Source organism: Allobosea sp. 05T422_2 (genome assembly GCF_056396265.1).
The window spans coordinates 1-5,805 of the sequence record NZ_JBFTLD010000355.1 but is presented as its reverse complement, the minus strand read 5'-3'; the positions used below and the strand labels follow the sequence as shown (position 1 = coordinate 5,805).

The 5,805-nt window shown below is 64.5% G+C and carries 5 protein-coding genes; 2 read left to right on the top strand and 3 right to left on the bottom strand.

What is annotated here, in order from left to right; genetic code table 11:
• Nucleotides 1-443: transposase (locus AC1DJT_RS33685; protein ID WP_476835780.1), on the top strand; the 443-nt coding region annotated here is incomplete at its 5' end.
• A gap of 53 nt (nt 444-496) precedes the next feature.
• Here the strand turns inward: AC1DJT_RS33685 and AC1DJT_RS33680 are convergent.
• The gene (locus AC1DJT_RS33680; protein ID WP_476835779.1) at nt 497-1,138 is read right to left on the bottom strand and encodes a helix-turn-helix transcriptional regulator; all 642 of its coding nucleotides are present in this window, start codon (nt 1,136-1,138) and stop codon (nt 497-499) included.
• A gap of 337 nt (nt 1,139-1,475) precedes the next feature.
• Between AC1DJT_RS33680 and AC1DJT_RS33675 the strand changes: the two genes are divergently transcribed.
• Nucleotides 1,476-2,474: a sensor histidine kinase gene (locus AC1DJT_RS33675; RefSeq protein ID WP_476835778.1), complete on the top strand. Its 999-nt coding sequence runs from the start codon at nt 1,476-1,478 to the stop codon at nt 2,472-2,474.
• Nucleotides 2,475-3,082: 608 nt separating this feature from the next.
• On the opposite strand, the gene istB is transcribed toward AC1DJT_RS33675, so the two are convergent.
• Together istB and istA are read right to left on the bottom strand one after the other, a co-directional pair.
• Nucleotides 3,083-3,823, bottom strand: a complete 741-nt coding sequence (gene istB, locus AC1DJT_RS33670) for an IS21-like element helper ATPase IstB (RefSeq protein WP_476770842.1) — start codon at nt 3,821-3,823, stop codon at nt 3,083-3,085.
• Nucleotides 3,824-3,834: 11 nt separating this feature from the next.
• Nucleotides 3,835-5,361, bottom strand: a complete 1,527-nt coding sequence (istA, locus tag AC1DJT_RS33665) for an IS21 family transposase (protein ID WP_476770841.1) — start codon at nt 5,359-5,361, stop codon at nt 3,835-3,837.
• Nucleotides 5,362-5,805: the final 444 nt, after the last annotated feature.

The following is a 5,805-nucleotide window of genomic DNA, read 5'->3' as shown; positions in this document are numbered from 1 at the left end:
CCATCCGACCCGATCATGAAGCGGCTCAGCGCCGACTTCGCAGAGAAGCCAGACCCCTGGCGGGAACTCATTATCGCGCAGCGTGGCGCAGAGGCTTGTCGGATAATCACCCAAAGCGATCGACGACGGGCTCCGTAGCTACACGGTTAAACGAATTAGCTCTGATCGAAGGATTGCCCGCAAAGCTCGTCATGGCCGACGCGGCCTATGACGCCGATCCCCTCAGGCGAAAGATTGCCGAGAAGGGCGCCATCGCCGTCATTCCCAACAACCCGTCACKGGCGCGCAAATATCCCCTCGACAAGCACCTCTACGCCCAGCGCCACCTGATCGAATGCTGCTTCTCGAGGCTTAAGCAGTTTCGGCGGGTCGCGACGCGGTTCGAAAAGACCGCCAGACACTCCGTCGTCACAATCGCCGCCATGGTCCTATGGATCAGATAAGTGTCCACAGATCCTAGGCTCGGGTGCTTGGCTCCATGCACCGCGCCAAAGCCTTATGGCAGGACCGCGACCCGGGCGAGCAATGTGACCAGCTCCGCCTGACGCTTGGTATTGGTCTTGGCGAAGAGTGCGGACAGTTGCGAGCGAACGGTCGAGCGGCTGAGGTGCAGCTTACGGGCGACATCGACCGGCAGATCGCCGTTGGCCAACAGAAGCGCAAGCCGCGTCTCGGCCGTAGTCAGACCAAACATGCGCTGAAGCATGAAGGGGTTAGGTCGCAGGTGAGCGTCAAGATCGACCAGCATCACCAGACTGGTACTATCGTGCGGTATAGCGTCTGCGGCCTGGTTCAGGACGAACGGCGCTTCGTGTTGGTTCCAGATGACGACCCAACACAATGGACCCAGCGGCGGCCGGTGTGGCGCCCGCGCCAACAATTGCATGAAGGCGCTCGTCAGTTGATCAAACTCTTCGCCCGAACTGGTCTTGCAGCGCAGAATCAGCCGGGCTGCGGCGTTGGCCTCGACAATCCTGCGGCGGTGCTCGACAACGAGATACCCACATCCGAGGCGGTCGAGCGTGCTCAGGGCGAAAGCGCCTTGATAATTCCTGGGGGRGGCGACCCCTGACCTGCCCTCCTGGTCGGCCGGCACACTCCTGGGTATTTCGCATGGCTCAGAGGTCATCGATTTCACCTTACCCGCCAAGCTATCCCGGTTTCGCCTGCCCCCATCTGGACGCACGTGTCTCTAACTTTGGGGATCTTTGAGTGTTCCTTGCCCGGGGGAACGATTTGTCGTGGCCCGGCGTTTGGGACGGTGCTGGAGTAGCTGTTGTGCACGCGTCGCGTTTTGCGTGTCGGCCTGGGGCCGAGATTGCCTGGACCGGTCAGCACGGCCCGGGATATCCGCCAGCGAGCAAACTGCGGCAGGCGTCGTTCAAGGGGCTCCGCGACGATGCAGATGCTGCGACTTATTAGAATCCCGACCTTCCTGATAGCATGCGCACCCCGCGGCCGGTCCGAGTGTAATCATGCCCACCAGCAACTCTCTTTCGTGGAGCGCTGAGAGCCTCCGTCGCGCTATCGGCGCAGCCGGGGTCGCCCTGTGGTCGTGGAACGTAGAGACCGACCGGTTCGCCATGGACGAACGGGGATACGCCTTATGGGCCGTGCCGGACGACGGCAACCCGGTGAAGTTCGAGGACCTGTCTGCCCGCATCCACCCCGCGGATCGGGATCGGGTCCGGGCCGCCTTCGCTGCGGCGCGGGCCATTGTCGGTGCCTACGAAATCGACTTTCGCATTATTATCGACGAGGAGATCCRTTGGATTTCTGCGCGCGGCATTGGCGACGATTCCCATCTGCACAATGGCGTTGCGTACGGCATCTTTCTGGATGTGACGGGCCGCAAGCAGGCCGAGGAAGGCCATGAGCTTCTCGCCGGGGAGATGAGCCATCGCGTCAAGAATCTGCTTGCAATTGCCTCGGGGCTGACCCTGATCTCGTCGCGGTCCACGACGACCGCCAAAGAGATGGCCACCGAATTGACGGGACGCCTGGCGGCTCTTGGGCGAGCGCACGATCTAGTGCGGCCGCTCCCGGGCCATCAGGGGCATGCKGCTCTCCTCGGCGACCTGTTGTCGATCCTGCTGTCTCCTTATGAGGATCTGGGCGCCTTCAGCGGGCGCATCCGCGTCGCGGTGCCGCGCATGGGCGTTGGTGAAGGTGCGGCGACCGTGCTGGCCCTGGTCATCCATGAGCTCGCGACCAACTCGTTGAAGTATGGCGCGCTGTCGGCCGACACCGGCACGTTAGATGTTTCAGGTTGCTCGGACGACGAAGAGATCAAGATCGTCTGGACAGAGCGCGGAGGTCCCGCCGTCGAACCTCCAAACGGCGCCGGTGGGTACGGTAGCCGCCTCGTGGTTCGTAGCATCTCCGGGCAATTGGGCGGCTCGATCGACTACAACTGGTCCGCCGAGGGGGTCATTGTCACGTTACGGATGAAGGCGGCGAAGCTGGCCGATTAGGCGGCGCAGTAACGATCACGAAGGGGTGCCCGTCAGCCCAGTTCACCTCATTATCGGGGCGGCGCCCGTCTTCGAGATCACCTCCTTGCGAGGAAGGCGAGCAGGGCGGCGATCGCGAGCGGTAGCGCCCCTTGCCCGGGCGACGGGGACCCGGATTGGGACGCTCCGGCAGAGCGAGGTCGATCCCGCCTTCCATGCGGGCGGGGAGGTTGCTGAGAGGCATGGGATCAAAGGGCCCGGAGCCTCAAACGACATTCACGCCTTGAGGCTGCGATATGGCCACTCCGCCTCATCACGTCGGTCGTTCGCATGGCCGCCGATGGAACGGTTGGCGGCCCCTCGTCATTGAGCAAATTGGCCCCTGCTTCGGTATGGCTGCCAGAATAAGATCATTCCTGCTGGCCAAGCAGAATATCTGCGCGTGCCCGGATATCGGCCCAATCAGGGTCCCCGACAGTGTTCGGACGAGCAGGCCCTGTTCCTTGCCGATTCCGACGAAGTCGCCCCTCGTTTCCGAGATGATGGCGCACCCTGATTCCGAGATGATGTCGCCCCCGGAAGCGGGCCGTGCTGGACGCTGATTGTTGTTGTGTCGTTTCGGCCTGTGGTCAAGCCTGAGGTTGGGTTTTGGCGCGGCGCATGCTGTCGCCGTCGAGGTCGAGGCGATGGGCGTTGTGGACGAGCCGATCGAGGATGGCGTCGGCATAGGTCGGATCGCCGATCACCTCATGCCATGCCGAGATCGGAAGCTGGCTGGTGATGATGGTTGACCTGCGTCCATAGCGTTCCTCCAGGATCTCCAGAAGGTCATGGCGGGCCTTGGCGTCGAGCGGCTCGAGGCCCCAGTCGTCGAGGATCAGGAGCTGTACGCTGCCGAGCTTGGCGAGGAAGCGGGCGTGACGCCCGTCGCCACGTGCCAGGGCGAGCGTCGAGAACAGCTTCGGCACGCGCTGATAGAGGACCGAGCGATCGTCGCGGCAGGCCTTGTGCCCGAGCGCGCAAGCGAGCCAGCTCTTTCCAACGCCGGTGGGGCCGCAGATCACCAGATTGTCGTGGGCGCCGATCCAGTCGCCGGCGACGAGCTTGGTGAACAGCCCTCGGTCGAGCTTGCGGCTGCTGCGGTAATCGACGTCCTCTGGCGCCGCCTGATGGCGCAACTTGGCGAAGCGCAGACGCGCGGCGAGCTTGCGATCGTGCCGGAAGCTCCATTCCCGGTCGAGCAGCAGGGCGAGCCATTCCGGGTGGGTGAGACCTTGGGCCTCGGCGTTGGCGATGAGTTCGTCGAAGGCCCTGGCCATGCCGGCAAGGCCCATGGCGTTGAGACGATCGAGGGTGGGATGGTTCAGCATGCTGCTCTCCTTCAGTGGTAGTAGCGTGAGCCTCGGATGTTGGGATGCGCGATCGGCTGGTCCGGAGCGGGCGCCGCGGCCGGGGTCTGGTCGAGCCGGTTGTCGAGGATCGACCTGACCGAGCCATAGGTCCGCGCGCCGATATCGAGCGCGCGGTTACAGGCCGCCTCGACCCGCTCGCGGCCGAAGCCCCTGACCAGGCGGACAATGCCGAGACAGGCGCGGAAGCCCTGCTCGGGATGGGGTCGATCGGTCAGGATCTTCTCGCAGAGCAGAGCCGTGCAGACGCCGATCGCGGCGGCGTCGCGGGCGATGCGCTCGATCGTCCAGTCGGCGAAGCGCCGGTGCGAGGACGGCATGTGCTCGGTGATCGTCGTGTGGCGGCCATTGCCGCTTCCGCGAAGATGGGCCGCGATGCGCTCGCCCTTATGGAAGAGTTCGATCGTGCGCGCGGTGATCCGGGCCTCGACCTGCTCGCGCGCGAAGCGATACGGAACCGAGTAATAGTGGCGCTCGATCTCGACATGATAGTCGAGGCCAGCCCGCCGCAGCCGCCATTCGGCGAAGACATAGGGCTCGATCGGCAACGGCCGCAGCGCCGGACGGTCGATCGCCTCGAAGAGCTGACGCCGGGTCTGTCCGACCCGGCGCAGGACACGATGGTCGTTGAGATCGACCAGCATCTCGGCGATCGCGGCGTTCAGCTCGGCCAGGCTGTGGAAGATCCGGTGACGCAGCCGCCCGAGCAGCCAGCGCTCGACGATCAGCACGCAGGCCTCGACCTTCGCCTTGTCGCGAGGGCGCCGCGGCCGTGTCGGCAGCACCGCGCTGTCGTAGTGGGCCGCCATGCCGGCATAGCTGCGGTTGACCTGGGGATCGTACAGGCACGACCTGATCACCGCGACCTTGGCGTTGTCGGGCACGAACAGCGCCGGCGCGCCGCCGAAGGCCTCGACCGCGTGAACATGAGCGGCGATCCAGTCGGGAAGCGTCTCGCTCCAGCTCGCCTCGGCGTAGGCCAGGCTCGAGGCGCCCAGCACCGCCACGAAGATATGCGCGTCGCGGACCTGGCCCGTCAGCCGATCGACGAGGACCGCGACCTTGTCACCGGCATAATCGACGAACAGCTTGTCGCCGGCGGCATGGCTCTGGCGCATCGTCACCGGCAGCTTCGCCGCCCAGCCGCGATAGAGATCGCAGAAGCGGCTGTAGCGGTAGCCGTCTCGATGACGTGCGATGTACTCGTCCCAGATGATCTGGAGCGTCACATGCTTGCGCTTCATCTCCCGGTGGACCACGGCCCAGTCAGGCTCGGGGCTGCGGCGGTGACCCGTCTTCGTGCCGGCGGGATGGTACAGCGCAGCCTCCAGCCCGGCGTCGCCGATATCCTCGCCCAGCGGCCAGCTCAGCCCCGCCGCAGCCGCGCGTCGCAGGGTCTCGCGCACCGTCGATGGCGCCGCGCCGACGCGCACCGAGATCGCCTTGTGACCGAGGCCCTGCTCGAACCGATATCGCAAAATCTCGCGGACACGCCGCATGCTCACCCTCTCCGCCGGCATCAATCGCCCTTGAGATCGAGCAGGAGATTGACGATGCGATTAGTCAGTCGTGCTAATGGGATGAAGCCAAACCCACGTTTCGAGGACAGGACTACGGACAATCTCGGCGCCAGGGCCGGACCGCAACATGCGACGCGCACACACAACAGCAACTCCACCACGCCCGGAGAACGTCGCGGCGATCGGAAACGTTCCTGAGACGGAACCGATACCTCGTGAAATCGTCGTTCCCGGAAATGGCTTAAATTTCAGCGGAGAAGGGGGGCAGAATGGTTCAGGAGAAGCCCCGACACCGCAAACTTCGCAGGTACAACCTTCGGATCGCGCTCCGTCGCGCCGGCGCCTGGCGCTCAGGCGGCGATGGGTTTTTTCCGCGTCTTTACCGTTGGCGCAGCCAATGCCGCGGCTCGATCATTGGCTTCC

Bases quoted from the DNA above. Each gene is read 5' to 3' on its own strand.
- istA (WP_476770841.1), bottom strand. From the start codon at position 5,361: ATGCGGCGTGTCCGCGAGATTTTGCGATATCGGTTCGAGCAGGGCCTC.
- istB (WP_476770842.1), bottom strand. From the start codon at position 3,823: ATGCTGAACCATCCCACCCTCGATCGTCTCAACGCCATGGGCCTTGCC.